Origin of the sequence: Streptomyces sp. NBC_00249 (assembly GCF_026342355.1) — a bacterium.
Lineage (GTDB): Bacteria > Actinomycetota > Actinomycetes > Streptomycetales > Streptomycetaceae > Streptomyces.
Genome location: NZ_JAPEMV010000006.1, coordinates 423,962 through 437,967 on the forward strand (window position 1 = coordinate 423,962; position 14,006 = coordinate 437,967).

At 73.7% G+C, this 14,006-nt stretch carries 12 protein-coding genes; 4 read left to right on the top strand and 8 right to left on the bottom strand.

Annotated features, from left to right (window positions below; translation table 11 throughout):
* The first annotated feature begins 46 nt into the window (after positions 1–46).
* On the top strand, positions 47–793 hold the full coding sequence (locus OOK31_RS26725; protein ID WP_267089893.1) for a molybdopterin-dependent oxidoreductase: 747 nt from the start codon (positions 47–49) through the stop codon (positions 791–793).
* Positions 777–1,388 carry a cytochrome b/b6 domain-containing protein gene (locus OOK31_RS26730; RefSeq protein ID WP_267089894.1) on the top strand — a complete coding sequence of 204 codons (612 nt, stop codon included), beginning with the start codon at positions 777–779 and terminating at the stop codon, positions 1,386–1,388. Before OOK31_RS26725 ends, OOK31_RS26730 begins: the two co-directional genes overlap by 17 nt.
* Before the next feature lie 40 nt (positions 1,389–1,428).
* On the opposite strand, the gene OOK31_RS26735 is transcribed toward OOK31_RS26730, so the two are convergent.
* The 6 genes from OOK31_RS26735 to OOK31_RS26760 form a co-directional block, all read right to left on the bottom strand.
* Positions 1,429–3,000: a hypothetical protein gene (locus tag OOK31_RS26735; protein ID WP_267089895.1), complete on the bottom strand. Its 1,572-nt coding sequence runs from the start codon at positions 2,998–3,000 to the stop codon at positions 1,429–1,431.
* Positions 3,001–3,159: 159 nt separating this feature from the next.
* On the bottom strand, positions 3,160–3,819 hold the full coding sequence (locus tag OOK31_RS26740; protein WP_267089896.1) for an ABC transporter ATP-binding protein: 660 nt from the start codon (positions 3,817–3,819) through the stop codon (positions 3,160–3,162).
* Positions 3,812–4,732 (bottom strand): ABC transporter ATP-binding protein, encoded by a 921-nt coding sequence (locus OOK31_RS26745; RefSeq protein ID WP_267090026.1) that lies wholly within the window; start codon positions 4,730–4,732, stop codon positions 3,812–3,814. The genes OOK31_RS26740 and OOK31_RS26745 overlap by 8 nt, the downstream gene beginning before the upstream one ends.
* Positions 4,733–4,863: 131 nt before the next feature.
* Positions 4,864–5,730 (bottom strand): ABC transporter permease, encoded by an 867-nt coding sequence (locus tag OOK31_RS26750; protein WP_267089897.1) that lies wholly within the window; start codon positions 5,728–5,730, stop codon positions 4,864–4,866.
* The gene (locus OOK31_RS26755; protein WP_267090027.1) at positions 5,723–6,688 is read right to left on the bottom strand and encodes an ABC transporter permease; all 966 of its coding nucleotides are present in this window, start codon (positions 6,686–6,688) and stop codon (positions 5,723–5,725) included. The genes OOK31_RS26750 and OOK31_RS26755 overlap by 8 nt, the downstream gene beginning before the upstream one ends.
* 50 nt (positions 6,689–6,738) lie before the next feature.
* Positions 6,739–8,331, bottom strand: coding sequence for an ABC transporter substrate-binding protein (locus OOK31_RS26760; protein ID WP_267089898.1), 1,593 nt, complete (start codon positions 8,329–8,331; stop codon positions 6,739–6,741).
* A 219-nt stretch (positions 8,332–8,550) separates the two neighbouring features.
* Between OOK31_RS26760 and OOK31_RS26765 the strand changes: the two genes are divergently transcribed.
* Complete coding sequence (locus tag OOK31_RS26765) at positions 8,551–9,516, top strand: fibronectin type III domain-containing protein (RefSeq protein ID WP_267089899.1); 966 nt, start codon at positions 8,551–8,553, stop codon at positions 9,514–9,516.
* A gap of 164 nt (positions 9,517–9,680) precedes the next feature.
* Positions 9,681–11,702, top strand: a complete 2,022-nt coding sequence (locus OOK31_RS26770; RefSeq protein WP_267089900.1) for an NB-ARC domain-containing protein — start codon at positions 9,681–9,683, stop codon at positions 11,700–11,702.
* 146 nt (positions 11,703–11,848) lie between these two features.
* Here the strand turns inward: OOK31_RS26770 and OOK31_RS26775 are convergent, their stop codons facing one another.
* Together OOK31_RS26775 and OOK31_RS26780 are read right to left on the bottom strand one after the other, a co-directional pair.
* On the bottom strand, positions 11,849–12,034 hold the full coding sequence (locus OOK31_RS26775; protein ID WP_267089901.1) for a DUF5999 family protein: 186 nt from the start codon (positions 12,032–12,034) through the stop codon (positions 11,849–11,851).
* A gap of 616 nt (positions 12,035–12,650) precedes the next feature.
* Positions 12,651–13,880: an acyl-CoA dehydrogenase family protein gene (locus OOK31_RS26780; protein ID WP_267089902.1), complete on the bottom strand. Its 1,230-nt coding sequence runs from the start codon at positions 13,878–13,880 to the stop codon at positions 12,651–12,653.
* Positions 13,881–14,006 lie beyond the last annotated feature (126 nt).

A 14,006-nucleotide genomic window follows, 5' to 3' on the forward strand; every position in this document is an offset into this window, starting at 1 on the left:
CCCCCGCCCCTGGTGCCGGGCGCGGAGGCGGTGGTCGAATCGGCGGGTGAGTACAGAAGAAGGCACCGGACCACAGCCGGACCCCGACGGCCACGGCGCCCCCGTCGGGCGGCGCCTCGTGCTGGGGACGGTCGGGCTCGGGGCGGCCGCCCTGGTGGCCTCGCCCTGGCTGCGGCGCGGCCTGGAGGCCGGGCTGGGGGCGGCGGCCGACAAGGACCCGACCGGGTTCACGGGGCTGCTGCCCAACGGCGGCGGCTTCCGCTACTACTCGGTGGCGGCCTCCGTGCCCGAGCGCGGCCCGGCGGACTACCGGCTCACCGTGGACGGGCTGGTCGAGCGCCCGGCGACGTACGACCTGGACGCGCTGCGCCGGATGCCGCAGAGCCGGGTGGTCCGCGACGTGCAGTGCGTGACCGGCTGGCGGGTCCCGGGGACCCCCTTCGAGGGGGTGCCGGTGGCGCGGCTGCTCGATGCCGCCGGGGTGCGCCCGGAGGGCCGGGCGATCCGGTTCAGCTGCTTCGACGGGACGTACACCGAGAGCCTGACCCTCCCCCAGGCCCGGCGCGAGGACGTGATGGTGGCCCTGCGGATGCAGGACCGGCCGCTGAGCCACAGCCACGGCGGCCCGGCGCGGCTGTACGTCGCGCCGATGTACTTCTACAAGTCCGCGAAGTGGCTGTCCGGGATCACCGTGACCGGCGACGTGGAGCCCGGCTACTGGGAGCGGCTCGGGTACGACGTCGACGCCTGGGTCGGCAGGTCGAACGGACGCGACGATGCACCGACCGTCTGACCTGCCCGCGCGCGTACGCCGCTTCGGCCGCGCCGAGCGCTGGATCCACCGGTCCACGGCCGCCCTCACGGGTGTCTGCGTGGCCTCCGCGGCGTGCCTGTACCTGCCGCCGCTCGCGGAACTCGTCGGGCGCCGGCACCTGGTGGTCACCGTCCACGAGTGGTCGGGGCTGGCGGTGCTCGTCCCGTTCCTGCTGGGGCTGGGATCGCGCGCCTTCCGCGCCGACCTGCGCGTGCTGAACCGTTTCGGCCCGCACGACCGGGTCTGGCTGCGTTCCGCGCTGCGGCGCCGGGGTCCGCGCCCCGCGGGGAAGTTCAACGCGGGGCAGAAGGTGTACGCGGCCTGGCTGGCCGGGGCGGTCCTGGTGATGCTGGGCAGCGGGCTGCTGATGTGGTTCACGGGCCTGGCCCCGCTCGCGCTGCGCACGGGGGCGACGTTCGTGCACGATTGGCTGGCGCTGGCGCTGGGCGTCGTGCTCGCCGGGCACATCGGCAAGGCGCTGGGCGATCCGGAGGCCCGGCGCGGGATGCGGACCGGCTTCGTGGGCCGGTGGTGGGCCGAGAGCGAGCATCCGCTGTGGCGGCCCCGGGACTGAGCCCCCGCCGGTCGGGCGGGGGCCCGGTCCGGGCGGCGGGTCAGCCGGCGTCGCGGACGGCGACGATGCCGTTGAACACGCCGACGTAGGCGGTGCCGTCGGGGCCGAGGGTGATCGGCGCCCAGTTGTTGTCGTAGAGCGGGCCGGTTCCGGTCAGCTTGCGCCAGCGGCGCTCACCGGTGCGGAAGTCCACCGCGGTGAGGTACCAGGCGTCGATGCCCCAGAAGTTGGGCTCCTTCTCGTAGAAGTAGAGCAGCCCGTTGCCGGTGGAGAGCTTGGGGACGACGGACGGCGAGCGGATCGCGCTCTGCCACACCGTGTCGCATCCGCTGCCGTCGGCGCGGACGTCGATCCGGCTGACGCCGCCGACGACCGACTTGCCCAGGAGCAGCGAGGTGGGGTTCTCGTAGCCGTAGTTGTTCTCGACGACGATGCTGTTGCCCCAGGTGATCAGGGAGTTGTCGGTGGTCGAGGCGCCGGGGCCGAAGACGGGCACCTTGCAGACCAGTCGCTGGTCGGCGGGGACGTCGGCGCCCCGCTTGTAGACCAGGACGTTCATCCGGTCGTCGGCGTTGTCGGTGATGGCGACGTATCCGTTGCCGAAGAGGTCCGGTGTGGTTCCCGAACCCTGGTTCACGGACCCGGGCTTGGTACCGGTGCCGCGGTCGTACGTCTGGCGCCACTGTGCCTGGGGGGTGCCGTCGGCGGCGGCGCGGAAGCTGTAGAGCGCGTGGTCGGTGACGATGGAGACGCCGTCCTCGGCGACGGAGAAGGAGTTCTGGATCTCCTCGCCGTCGAGCCGGACCGAGCGGATCGTCCCGGTGCCCGGGTCCACGGTGCCGACGCGGCCCTGGCGGGTGACCCACCAGATGCGGCCGTTCCAGTCGGGCATGACGGAGGTGACGGGGTCGCAGCTGCCGCTCGGCCACAGGTTGGTCCAGCTGACGCAGTCGTGCGGCACCTGGCCGGTGAGGTCCCAGTCGTCGTCGACGGTGAACTTCCAGCTGCCGTCGGGATTCTGCGAGTGGGCGAGGCGCAGGATGTGCTGGCGGGAGTCGGCCAGCACGGCCCGGTCCTGGTTGTCCAGGTAGAAGTAGGCGCCGCCCGAGGTGTCCTTGAAGATCTTCGCGAAGTCGAGCGAGGTGATCGCCTCGACCGTCGAAGAGCGCTGCGGGAGCTGGTACTCCGCGAGCGTGGCGAGGGTACGGGGTTCGAGGAGCTTGACCTTGAAACCGGAGAAGGTGCCGCACACCGTGACGAGGCGGCCGTCCGCGTCGAAGGTGGCGGTGGCGCATTCGCCGCCGAGTGCGGCGATCTTCTCGCTGGTGACCTGCGGGTCGCGGCCGAGGGGGCCCGACCAGGGGGACGTGGCGCTGCCGGCCGCGTCCGAGTGCATGCCGCTGCGGCCGTTGGGGGCGAGGAAGGGGTGCTGCGGCGGGGCTTCGCCGGGCAGCGGTGCGGCGGTGGCCGGGCCGCCGTCGTACTGGCTGACCAGGCGGTGGCCGGGGGCCTTGGGGATCTCCTCCGCCTGCGCGGCCGGGGCGATCCCGTACATCACCGTCAGGGCGGCGAGGGCAGGGACCACGGCGCAGTTCAGCGCTCTTCGGAACATCCGGGCATCCTCCTTCTTCTTCAGTTTTGTTGACATCGCGTCTGACATCGCGCCCGCCGCCAGACGCTAGATCGCACTGCCCGAGGAGTCCATGGAAGGGCCGGATGATTCATGAAGGCGCAACAGTTGATCAACTGAGTGTGCGTCAGCCGGGTGCCGTCAGCCGCGCGCGACGTCCTCCCAGCGCGTCGTACGGTCGCACCAGCGGCCGAGGAGCACCGGGTCGTGGCCCACCGCGAGCAGTCCGGCGCCGGTCTCGGCGCGGTACTCCTCGACGACCCCGACCAGGGCCGCCGTGGTGGAGGCGTCGAGCATCGCGGTCATCTCGTCGCAGACCAGCCAGCGCGGCCGCAGCACCAGTGCCCGGGCCAGGCAGGCGCGTTGCAGCTGGCCGTCGCTGACCTCGTGGGGGCGCCGGCCGAGCAGGCCGACGCCGAGGCCGACCCGGTCGGCCAGCTCGGCGACGGCCGCGGCCGCTTCCCTACGTCGGCCCGTGGCCCGGAGCGGTTCCGCGACGAGGTCGTGGAGGCTGAGGCGGGGGTCCGCGGACAGGCGGGGCTGCTGGAAGACGACGCCGACTCCGATGCGCAGGGCGCGCGGGGCACGGTGCCGGAAGCCGGTCACGGCGCGGCCGTCGAGGGCCACCGTCCCGGAGTCGGGCCGGTGCAGCAGCGCGGCCACCCTGGCCAGGGTGGACTTGCCGCAGCCGCTGGGCCCGAGCAGCCCGATGGCTTCGCCGGGGCGCAGCGTGAGGTGCGCGTCGCGCACGACGGGGTGGCGGCGGTCGTAGCCGGCGGTGACGCCCTTGAGCTCAAGCATGGTGGCAGGCCGTTCCTTCGCGCAGCGGGGGCCGGGTGGCCCGGCAGCGGTCGTCGGCCAGGGCGCAGCGGGCGGCGAAGGCACAGCCGGGCGGGAGGTCGCCGAGTTCGGGCGGGGCTCCGGGGACGGGGGTGAAGGCCCGTTCGGGGAGGGCGTCGAGCAGGCCGCGGGCGTAGGGGTGGCGGGGTCCGGGCTCGCCGAAGAAGGCCGGCGCGGGGGCGAGTTCGACGATCCGGCCCGCGTACATGACGGCGACCGTGTCGGCGATGCGCTGGGCGGCGGCCAGGTCGTGGGTGATCATCAGCAGGGCGCGGCCCGAGGTGCGGGTGTGGGCCCGCAGTTCGTCGACGGTGCGGTGGACGAGGTCCCGGTCGAGGCCGGTGGTGGGTTCGTCGGCGAGGAGCAGGGGCGCGTCCCCGACGAGGGCGAGGGCGGTGGCGGCGCGCTGGGCGAGGCCGCCGGACAGCTCGTGGGGGTGGCGGTCGAGGTGGCTCGCGGGAAACGCGGCCCGCTCCGCGGCGGCCTCCGCGGCCTCCCGCAGCGCGGCCCTGGCGGCGCTGCGCCCGGCCTTGCCGTCCCGGCGCGGGAGGGCCAGTTCCCGGACGGTTTCCTCCAGTTGGGAGCGGACGGTGCGGACCGGGGTGAGGTGTGCGGCGGGGCTCTGCGGGACCAGGCCGACGCGCCGGCCCCGTACCGTCCCGGCCAGGGTCTTCTCGTCGGCGGCGAGCAGGTCGAGGCCGTCGGCGAGGTGGGCGCTGCCGGCGGTCTCGGCGTTGCCGGGGAGCAGTCCGAGCAGGGCGGAGGCCAGGACGGACTTGCCGCAGCCGCTCTCGCCGACCAGGGCGAGGCATTCGCCGGGCTCCAGCCGGAAGGAGGCGTCGGTGACGGCCTCGACGTGTCGTCCGGCCCGCATCCGGAAGCGCACCGAGAGCCCCTCCACGCGCAGCACGGGCCCGGCGGAGCCGGTCGGGGTCGCGGACCCGGCCCCGGTCACGGGCCCGGTCGGAGTCGGCGTCTCGGGCCCCGTCGGGGGCTTCGGCGGGGTCACAGGGTCAGCTCCGAGCGGCGGCGGGGGTGGAGCCGGTCGCGCCAGGCTCCGGCGAGGCCGGCGACGGCCAGCGTCGGGAGGACGAGCAGCAGGCCGGGGAAGAGGGTGGGCCACCAGTCGCCGGCCAGCAGCGAGCCGCGGGCGCCCTGGACGAGGGTGCCCAGGCTGGCCTGGTGGGAGGGCAGGCCGAGGCCGAGGAAGGACAGGGCGGACTCGTGCCACATGGCGTGCGGGACCATCAGGACGGCCGCCAGCCCGGCCTGCGGCAGCACCCCCGGCACGAGGTGGCGGACGGTGACCCGCCACCGGGAGGCGCCGCCGGAGACGGCCGCGTCCACGTAGGGCCGGCCGCGCAGGGAGAGGACCTCGGCGCGCACGATCCGGGCGGTGGACAGCCAGTGGGTCACCGCCACGGACACCACGACGGGCCAGACGCCCGGCCGGAACATGGCGACGACGAAGATCCCGAGGAGCAGGTGCGGGATGGAGGAGAGGGTGTCGACGACGCGCATGACGAGCCGGTCGGTCCACCCGCCGAGGGCTCCCGCGGCGGCGCCCACGGCCGTGCCGAGCACGGTGGCGACGAGGGCGGCGACGAGCCCGACGAGCAGGGAGACGCGCAGTCCGTAGACGCAGCGCAGCAGCAGGTCCCGGCCCACGTCGTCGGTGCCGAAGGGGTGCTGCCAGGAGGGCGGGAGCAGTTTCGCGGAGAGGTCGACGGCCTGCTGGTCGAGCTGGACCAGCGGCGGGACCAGCAGTACGGCCAGGGCGACGACCGCCAGCACGGCGGCGCAGGCGCGCACGCGCAGGGTCCGCGTCGAGCGGCGGGCCCTGCCCCGGGAGCGCCACACGGGTTCAGCCATCGAAGCCCACTCTCGGGTCGGCGAGTCCGTACAGCAGGTCGGAGAGCAGGTTCCCGGCGAGCACGGCGGCGGTGGCCAGCACGGTCAGAGCGGCGAGCAGCGGGAAGTCGACGGAGGTGGCGGCCTGGACGGTGGCGGCGGCGATGCCGGGCCAGCTGAAGACGGTCTCCACCAGCAGGGCGCCGGTGATCAGTTCGGGTACCCGGGAGCCGACGAGGGTCAGCATCGGGAGCATGCCGGAGCGCAGCGCGTGCCCGAGCAGGACCCGCCGTTCGGCGAGGCCCCGCGCGCGGGCCCCGCGTACGGGGTCCTCCTCCAGGGCGTCGGCCACGCCCTGGCGCACGTAGAGGAAGAACCAGGGCAGCTGGGAGACCCCCAGCACCAGTGCGGGCAGCACGAGGTGGGTGGCGACCTGGCCGAAGGTGACGGTGTCGCTGGCGGCGTCGGTCAGGCCGCCGGAGGGCAGGACGCCGAGGCGTACGGAGAAGAACCAGACGGCGAGCAGCCCGAGCCAGAAGGCGGGGGCCGCCTCCAGGGTGTAGGCGAGGGCGGACACGGCCCGGTCGAGGGGGCCGCCCTGGCGGCGGGCGGCGAGCACGCCGAGGCCGGTGCCGAGGAGGACGGCGACGGCGAAGGCGCGGCCGGCGAGCAGCGCGGACCAGCCCAGGCGGGCGGCGATGACGTCGGCGACGGGCTGGCGCATGACGGTGGAGGTTCCGAGGTCCCCGGTGAGCGCCGAGCCCAGCCAGTCCCACCAGCGGGTGACGAGGGGCTGGTCCACGCCGAGGTTGGCGCGCAGCTGGTCGAGTTCGGCCTGGGAGGCGGTGAGCCCGGCGGTGCCGGCGTACGCCTTGACGGGGTCGAAGGGGGACAGGGCGGCGACGGCGAAGACCCCGAAGGTGACGGCGAGCAGGACCGGGGCGGCGAGCAGGAGCCGCCGCCCGGTCATCCGCGCCATCGGCCCCCAGGGGAGCCGCCGGGCGCGTACGGCGCCCATGGCGCGGGGGGTCACTTCTGCTTCGGCTTCCAGTTCTCGACGTTCCACCAGGGTCCGGAGCCCAGGCCGTGGTCGTGCGGCTCGACCTGGGTGCTGAGCCCGTCCCACTTGTCGTTGACCACGTACAGGTGGTCGATGTGGGTGAGGAAGACGTAGCCGGGGTTCTTGGCCAGCTCGCGCTGCACGGTGTCGTAGGCGGCCTTGCGGACGGCCTGGTCGCCGCTGCGGCGGGCGTCGAGGAGGGCCTGGTCGACGGCCGGGTTCGCGTACTGGGCCATGTTGTTGAAGCCGTCGCCCGCGAGGGAGGAGGTCAGCAGCTGGTACTGGTCGAAGTCGGGGTCGGCCGGGGAGCCGCCGCCCGCGAGGACGGCGTCGGTCTTCATCCGGGGTTCGATGACCTCCCAGGTGCCGGCCTCGGTCTTGACCTCGATGCCCGCCTTGCGGGCGTCGGAGGCGAAGGCCAGCGCGTGGTCCTGGCGGATCTTGTCGCCGGAGGTGTACCAGAGCGGGAAGGAGGCGCGGACGCCGTCCTTGGCGCGGATGCCGTCGTCGCCCGCCTTCCAGCCGGCCTCGTCGAGGAGCTGCTTGGCCCGTTCGAGGTCGTAGGGGCGTTCCGTGCCGGCGGTGAACCAGCCGCTGTCGGTCGGGACGGGGCCGTAGGCGGCCTTCCCGGCGTCCTCCAGGAGCTTGTCGACCATGGCCTGGCGGTCGACGGCGATGTCCAGTGCCTGGCGGACGGCGGTGTCGCCGGTGACGGGGTGGTGGGTGGGGAGGGTGACGTCGCGGTAGTCGAAGGTCTTGGCGGCGAAGGTCCTGCGGGTGGTGTCCTTCGCGAAGGTGCGGGCGAGGTTCGGCGGCAGGATCGCCGCGTCCAGCTCGCCGGAGCGCAGCCGGGTGGCGCGGACGTCGTCGTCCTTGACGACGGCCATGGTGAACTTCTTCACGGCGGGCTCGCCGCCCCAGTAGGCGGGGTTGGCCTTGAAGCTGAGCTTCTCGCCCTTGGACCAGCCGGTGAGCACGTACGGGCCGGTGCCGACGGGCTTGGTGGTGAACTCCCCGCTGTTGACGTCCTGCCGGCCCGCGAGGTGTTCGGGGGCGATGGGCAGCACGGTGCGCTCGGCGAAGGGCGCGTAGGGGTACTTGAGGGTGAAGACGACCCGGTCGGCACCCTGGGCGGTGACGCTCTCGACGGCGTCCAGCTCGGTCTTCGACGCGTTGTTCGTCTTCGGGTCGAGGATGGTGCGGTAGGTGAACTCGACGTCCTTCGCGGAGAAGGGCTCCCCGTCGCTGAAGGTGACGCCCTGGCGCAGCTTGTAGGTGTAGGTGCGGCCGTCGGCGGATACCTCCGGGAGGGCCTCGGCCAGCGCGGGCTTCAGCTTCATGTCCGCGTCGTGGGTGAGCAGCCCGTCGAAGATCTTGGAGTTGCCGTCCTTGCCGTAGCCCAGCAGCGGGCTGAGGCTCTCCGGCTCGGTCGCGATGCCGACGACGGCGGTGTCGGCCGCGGTGGAGCCGGAGGGGTTGGAGCAGGCCGCCAAGCCCGTGGTGAGTGCGGTGGCGAGCGTCGCCGCGACCGCTCCCCGTACGCGTACTGTCCGGGCCGTCATGCTGTGCACATCCCTGTTCACGATCATCCGTTATTGCAAAGAGCTCGCAATAATGCCAGACAGGATCAGAAGAAGACGAACCGGGTCACATCGGCGGCCGGACGTGACGGGCGGGGGCGCGGGGGCTTGCCGGGGCGCCGCCGCGCGTGCCATATATGTCTAGACCATTCCCGGGGCCCTGCCACGGACCCGTTCCACGGACGCGGAGGAAGGCACCCCGTGCGACGCACCGCTCCCCCGCGCCCCGCGCGCGCCGCGTTCGTCATCTGCCTGGCCGCCGCCGTCCTCACGGCCTGCGCCGGGGGCGACACCGCGGCCCCGCACGCACCGTCCGGCCTCACCGCCCAGGCGGGCAGCGCCACTTCGGTCCACGTCATGTGGGAGACCCCCGCCGACGCCGACGGGGTCACCGGCTACCAGGTGTTCCAGTCCGGCAGCCTCGTACGGGAGTTGCCCGCCGACAAGACGATGGTGGACGTCACGGGACTCAGCCCGCAGACCTCCTACGCCTTCACCGTCCGGGCCCGCGACGCCGCCGGCAACCGCTCCCCGCTCAGCACCCGGGCCCAGGTCACCACCCCGGCCGCCAAGGCCGAGGACCACCGGGCGCCCACCGCCCCGCCCGCCACCACGGGCCGCGCCGAAAGCCCCCGTACGGTCCGTCTCGCGTGGGAGGCGGCGACCGACGACGCGGGCGTCACGGCCTACGACGTCTACCAGGGCGGCGTCCGCATCCACACGGCCGGCCCCTCCGACGGCACCACCACCCTCACCGGGCTCCAGCCCGGCACCGCCTACAGCTTCACCGTCCGGGCCCGCGACGGCGCCGACAACTCCTCCCCCGACGGCCCGGCGGTCGCCGTCACCACCCCGGCCGACCCCGGCCAGGGCCCGGCCACCGCACCCGGAGCATTCACCGCGACCATCGCTCCCGGTGCGGTCGAACTGGGCTGGACCGCTCCCGACACCGGCCGCCCGACGAGCGAGTACCAGCTCTACGTCAACGACCGTCCCGTCACCGTCATCCAGTTCGGCGCGGGCGCCGTTCCGCGCGGGCGGGCCTCGTACCGGCTCACCGCGAGCGAGCCGGCCGGCACGGCCTGGACCCTGAAACTGCGCGCCCGGCTGCCCGACGGCAACTGGGGCGCCTTCTCCGAGGAACGCCGGATCACCCTCACCGGCTGAGCCGCCCACCGGCCCGCGTCCGGGCGCGTTCCGACGCCGATCCGAGCCGAACGCCACTGCCGGGAAAGAAGATCGCGCACAATACATCCGTGTTCGGTGAGTACTCGGTCAACGACAGTCAGGCAGGCTCCGCGAGCGGGAGCCCTGCGCCAGAATCTGGCGCCGTGCTGGGAAACCTGCCGCCGGAGACGGCGAGCTTCGTCGGCCGCAAGCGTGAACTTGCCTGTATGGACGCCCTGTTGGGCGACCACCGGCTCATCACCCTGACGGGGGTCGGCGGTGTCGGGAAGTCCCGGCTCGCCCTGCGGGCCGCCGCCGCGCCCGGCCGCCGGCACCGCGACGGGATCTGGTGGGTGGAACTCTCACCTCTGCGCGACCCCGCCCTGCTCACCACGACCGTCGCCCACGCCGTCGGCCTCGCCGACCACTCCTCGCACCCCCTCGACGAGGAACTGTGCGCCTGGATGGCCGACAAGGAACTGCTGCTCGTCCTCGACACCTGCGAGCACCTCGTCCCCGAGGTCCGCCACCTGGTGGGCGAACTCCTGCAGTCCGCACCGGGCCTGACGGTGCTGACCACCTCCCGGGAACGCCTGGGCACCCCCGGCGAGCAGGTGTTCGACGTCCGCCCGCTGCCCGCCGAGGGCCCCGACAGCGACGCCCTCGCCCTCTTCCGGGCCCGCGCCCTGGCCGCCACCCCCGACGCCGCCGCGGCCTTCGCCGACCCGGCGCGCGCCCGCGTCGCGGCCGAGGTGTGCCGCCGCCTGGACGGCATCCCGCTCGCCCTGGAACTGGCGGGCGCCCGGCTGCGCCTCTGGACTCTGGAGCAGATCGCACAGCGGCTCGGCGCCCGGTTCCAGGTGCTCGCCGACACCCGGCCCACGCTGGCGCCGCGGCACCGGACGATGCGGACCGCGATCGGCTGGAGCCACGAACTGTGCGAGCCCGTGGAACGGCTGCTGTGGGCCCGCCTGTCGGTGTTCACCGGCGACTTCGACGTGGCCGCCGCCCGGACCGTGTGCGCCGGAGGCCCGCTGCCCGCCGGACGGGTGGAGCGGGTCCTGGAAGGACTGGTCGCCAAGTCCGTCGTACGGCGCACCGAGGAGCGCGGCGCCGGCGCCCGGTACCTGCTCCTCGACACCATCCGCGAGTTCGGCCACGACTGGCTGGAGGAGCTCGGCGAGGTACGGACCGTCGCGGACCGGCACGCCCACTGGTACGCCGCCCTCTGCCGGGCCGCCGACACGGGCTGGCTGGGACCGGGCCAGGTCGACTGGTACCGCAGGACCACCGCCGAGCACGCACAGCTGCGCACCGCCCTGGAGCACCTGCTCGGCACCGACCGGGCTGCGGCCCTGGAGATGGCCGGGGCCCTGTGGTTCTTCTGGTTCGCGTGCGGGCACGTCCACGAGGGGCGCGGCTTCCTGGAACGGGCCCTGAGCGGGGTCCCGCCGACGGGGGCCGCCTACACGCAGGCCCTGTGGGCGCTCGGGCTGACGATGCTGCTCCAGGGGGACATGGACGACGCCCAGGCGGTGGGCGCCGAGTGCACCCGGGCCGCGGACCGGCTCGCCGACCCGGAGCGGGAGCTGCGCGCCGCCTACCTGCGGGCCGTGTCGGTCCTGATGCCGGGCGACCCGGCGGCGGCGCTGCTGCTGGCCGGGCCCCGGGCGCGGGCGGGCCACGGGGGCAGCACGAGCGGGCCGGGCTGGCTGCTGTGCCGGCTGGCCGGCTCGTACGCCCTGTGCGACCTGGGGCGCTTCGAGGAGGCCGCCGAGGAGGCGGGGGCGCTGCGCGAGGCCTGCGCGGAACTGGGAGAGCGCTGGCTGCGGGCGTACGCCGACTACGTCCTGGCCGTCGCCGCGCTCGGCCTGGGCCAGCACGGGGAGGCCGCACGGCACGTACGGGCCATGCTGTCGGGCAAGCGGCTGCTGGGCGACCGCTTCGGCATCGCGCTGGGCCTGGACCTGCTCGCGGTCGCGGTCGCGGCACTGGGCGACGGGGAACTGGCCGCGCGGCTGCTCGGCACCGGGCACGCGTGGTGGCGCACGGTGGGGCGGCCGCAGATGGGCTCCCCGTCGCTGACGGCGCTGCGCGACGAGGGAGAACGCCGGGCCAGGGCGGCGATCGGGGACGCGGCGTACGAGAGCGCGTTCCTGGGCGGTGCGGCGGCGTCCACCGGCTGACCCGCAGCCGGCGGACGCCGGTGTGACTCCTGGGCTCCCGTCAGTACGGGAGGGGTCTGCCCGACGGTGTGCGCAGGTCCAGGTCTCGGGGGGCGGGCTTGGGGACGGGCTTGCGGATCAGCTGCTGGCGCATGCTGCCTCCTCGCTCAGACCAGGGCCGGGCGGCGGGGTTCCACCGTGCGGCCTTCGGGGAGCAGTTCACCGCTGTCGTCGAAGACCACCACACCGTTGCAGAGCAGGCTCCAGCCCTGTTCGGGATGGGAGGCCACGATGCGGGCGGCGTCGTGATCGGCGCTGTCGGCGGACGGGCAGGGGGGCTGGTGGGAGCACATGGGCGCACCTCCTCGCAGTGTGGGGCGGGAGGGCCGGTGGTCACCCGGTCGAATCCGCGATCCACGGTGGCGGTGAGTATTACTGATCGCCACCCCTGGGCGGAACCCATATCGGCGGTCCAGTTCACGGTGTGTATGCCCGCTTACCATGCGCTCATGCCCGTTATCCGGATCATTCGCCGCACTTCCCTCCCGCCGGAAGAAGCCTGGCGGCGGCTGACGGACCGGGAACGGCACCGCGCGCACGTCCCGCTCATCCGGTCGATCATCGAGACACCGCCGCCGACCGGCTCCGGTTCCCGTTTCACGGCCCGGACCGGAGTGGGCAGGATCACGTTCGACGACCCCGTGGAAATCGTCCGCAGGGAGCCCCCGGGGCCGGTCCGCGTCGAGCAGCACGGCCGGGCCGAGCTCCACCGCTCCCCTGCCGGGGATACGGAGGCCCACTGGCACGAATCAGCCCACCCCCGACTCCTCCCCCGGCAACGGCACGGGCGCGCACCCCAAAACGAGGCCGGGCGCAGCCCAAAGCGAGGCCGGGCGCAGCCCAAGGGGGCCCGGGCGCAACCCGGCGGGGTCGGTGGGGCCGTAGGCCCCACCCCCTCGGAAGCCGCGGCTAGCGGATCGGCATGCCGGACAGCGTCCGCGCGATCACCAGGCGCTGGATCTCGCTGGTCCCCTCGAAGATGGTGTAGATGGCCGCGTCCCGGTGCATCCGCTCCACCGGGTACTCGCGGGTGAACCCGTTGCCGCCGAGGATCTGCACGGCCTGCGCGGTGACCTTCTTGGCCACCTCGCTCGCGAACAGCTTCGACATCGAGCCCTCCGCCGAGGTGAACGGCTTGCCGGCGACCGCCATCCACGACGCCCGCCACACCAGCAGCCGGGCCGCGTCGATGGAGGTCCGCATGTCGGCGAGCTGGAAGGCCACGCCCTGGTTGTCGATGATCGGGCGGCCGAACTGGGTGCGGGTCTTCGCGTAGTCCAGGGCCACTTCGTACGCCGCCCGCGCCGTGCCGACGGCCATCGCCCCGACCGCCGGCCGCGAGGCCTCGAAGGTGGCCATCGCGGCGTTCTTCACCCGCTCGCCGCCCCCGGCCGCCGCCCGCTCGTGGGCCCGCGCGAGCCGCTCGTCGAGCTTCTCCTTGCCGCCGAGCAGGCAGGATCCGGGGATCCGTACGTCCTCGAGGACCACCTCCGCGGTGTGCGAGGCGCGGATGCCGTGCTTCTTGAACTTCTGCCCCTGCGACAGCCCGGGGGTGTTGGGCGGGACGATGAAGGAGGCGTGGCCCTTGGTGCCGAGTTCGGGGTCGACGACGGCGACGACGATGTGGACGTTGGCGATGCCGCCGTTGGTCGCCCAGGTCTTGGTGCCGTTCAGCACCCACTCGTCCTTGGCCTGGTCGTAGACGGCCCGCGTGCGCATGGCGCCGACGTCGGACCCGGCGTCCGGCTCGGAGGAGCAGAACGCGGCGACCTTGACGTCGTCCGGGGTGCCGTACATCTGCGGGATCCAGGTGCCGATCTGCTCCTCGGTGCCGTTGGCGACGACGCCGATGGCCGCCAGCCCGGTACCGACGATGGACAGCGCGATGCCGGCGTCGCCCCAGAAGAGCTCCTCCATCGCCATCGGGATGCCGAGGCCGGTCGGGTCGAAGAACTGCTGGGCGTAGAAGTCCAGGGAGTAGATGCCGACCTTCGCGGCCTCCTGGATGACGGGCCACGGAGTCTCTTCCCGCTCGTCCCATTCCGCGGCGGCGGGCCTGATCACATCGGCGGCGAAGCCGTGGATCCAGTCCCGTACCTGCGTCTGGTCCTCGTTGAGCTCCATGGTGAACTCCGCCATGTCCCCTCCAGCTGTTTCACTTGCACACGACAGAGTTACTGCCGGTAACTCGAACAATGACCACAGTCTGTTACCGGCCGGTAAGCACTGTCAAGCACCGCCGATTCGATCAGGAGGGTGTGCGGG

Coding starts and splice junctions, on each gene's coding strand:
- OOK31_RS26760 (WP_267089898.1), bottom strand. CDS start 8,331: ATGACGGCCCGGACAGTACGCGTACGGGGAGCGGTCGCGGCGACGCTC.
- OOK31_RS26740 (WP_267089896.1), bottom strand. CDS start 3,819: ATGCTTGAGCTCAAGGGCGTCACCGCCGGCTACGACCGCCGCCACCCC.
- OOK31_RS26755 (WP_267090027.1), bottom strand. CDS start 6,688: ATGGCGCGGATGACCGGGCGGCGGCTCCTGCTCGCCGCCCCGGTCCTG.
- OOK31_RS26735 (WP_267089895.1), bottom strand. CDS start 3,000: ATGTTCCGAAGAGCGCTGAACTGCGCCGTGGTCCCTGCCCTCGCCGCC.
- OOK31_RS26730 (WP_267089894.1), top strand. CDS start 777: ATGCACCGACCGTCTGACCTGCCCGCGCGCGTACGCCGCTTCGGCCGC.
- OOK31_RS26750 (WP_267089897.1), bottom strand. CDS start 5,730: ATGGCTGAACCCGTGTGGCGCTCCCGGGGCAGGGCCCGCCGCTCGACG.
- OOK31_RS26780 (WP_267089902.1), bottom strand. CDS start 13,880: ATGGCGGAGTTCACCATGGAGCTCAACGAGGACCAGACGCAGGTACGG.
- OOK31_RS26745 (WP_267090026.1), bottom strand. CDS start 4,732: ATGCGGGCCGGACGACACGTCGAGGCCGTCACCGACGCCTCCTTCCGG.
- OOK31_RS26775 (WP_267089901.1), bottom strand. CDS start 12,034: ATGTGCTCCCACCAGCCCCCCTGCCCGTCCGCCGACAGCGCCGATCAC.